This window comes from Pseudomonas sp. HMWF006 (assembly GCF_003061205.1).
GTDB lineage: Bacteria > Pseudomonadota > Gammaproteobacteria > Pseudomonadales > Pseudomonadaceae > Aquipseudomonas > Aquipseudomonas monsensis.
In genome coordinates this window covers 1-1,249 of the sequence record NZ_QAIU01000579.1, presented here as the reverse complement: position 1 = coordinate 1,249, position 1,249 = coordinate 1, and the positions used below count along the sequence as shown (strand labels likewise).

Here is a 1,249-nt window from a genome sequence, read left to right as displayed (position 1 = left end):
TTGGGGGGAAGGTCTGCATGGATAAAGTCATTGTGATCACCGGTGGCGGACGCGGCATCGGCGCAGCCACGGCGCTGCTGGCCGCCGAACAGGGCTATCGGATCTGCATCAACTATCAGTCAGACGAGCAGGCCGCACAAAGCGTACTGGAACAAGTCCGCGCGCTGGGTGCGCAGGCTATTGCGGTGCGCGCCGATGTCAGTATCGAAGACGAGGTGATTGCGCTGTTTCACCGGGTCGATACCGAACTGGGCCGGGTCACCGCGCTGGTGAACAACGCCGGCACCGTCGGGCATAAATCGCGCGTCGATGAAATGTCCGAATTCCGCATTCTGAAAATCATGAAGACCAACGTCCTGGCGCCGATCCTCTGCGCCAAGCACGCGATCCTGCGCATGTCGCCCAAGCATGGCGGGCAGGGCGGCAGCATCGTCAACGTGTCATCCGTGGCTGCACGCCTGGGTTCGCCGAATGAATACGTCGATTACGCGGCGTCCAAAGGTGCGCTCGACTCTTTCACCATCGGTCTGTCCAAGGAAGTGGCGGGCGAGGGGATTCGGGTCAACGCCGTGCGTCCGGGTTACATCTACACCGATTTCCATGCGCTGAGTGGCGATCCGGATCGGGTCAGCAAGCTGGAGTCAGCGATTCCGATGGCCCGGGGCGGGCGGCCGGATGAGGTGGCGGAGGCGATTGTCTGGTTGTTGTCGGACAAGGCTTCGTACGCGACCGGGACGTTTGTTGATCTGGGTGGCGGCCGTTAATTCAACGGTGTCTGGACAGGCCCCATCGCGAACTGGCTCACTCCTGCAGGTGAACGCATTTCAAATGTAGGAGTGAGCCTGCTCGCGATAGCGATAGTTCAAACAACACAGAACTGTCAGAACGACCGCACAATCCGCCCCAGCGTCTCCATCGCCTTCTCCGAGTCCTCGGTCCACGGGCTGCCGTAATTCAACCGGATGCAGTTGCGAAAGCGCTGCGTCGGCGAGAATATCGGCCCCGGCGCAATGCTGATGCCTTGCGCCAATGCCATCTGGAACAACTTCAGCGAATCCATCTGCGGTGGCAATTCCAGCCACAAAAAGTAGCCGCCCGCCGGTTGGCTGACCCGGGTTTGTGCCGGGAAATAGCGAGCAATGGCCGCGAGCATCGCGCTCTGCTGTTCTTCCAGTGCGTAGCGCAGCTTGCGCAAGTGGCGGTCATAGCCGCCATGTTGCAGATAGTCGGCAATCGCCGCCTGTGCCGG

The 1,249-nt window shown here is 60.8% G+C and carries 1 protein-coding gene and 1 pseudogene; one reads left to right on the top strand and one right to left on the bottom strand.

Annotated elements, in window-relative coordinates; all coding sequences use genetic code 11:
• Positions 1–17 precede the first annotated feature (17 nt).
• Complete coding sequence (locus tag DBR24_RS26590) at positions 18–764, top strand: SDR family oxidoreductase (RefSeq protein WP_123469077.1); 747 nt, start codon at positions 18–20, stop codon at positions 762–764.
• Between the two features lie 116 nt (positions 765–880).
• On the opposite strand, the pseudogene DBR24_RS26585 reads toward DBR24_RS26590, so the two are convergent.
• Positions 881–1,249 (bottom strand): annotated as a pseudogene (locus tag DBR24_RS26585) (PLP-dependent aminotransferase family protein); the annotation flags it as partial.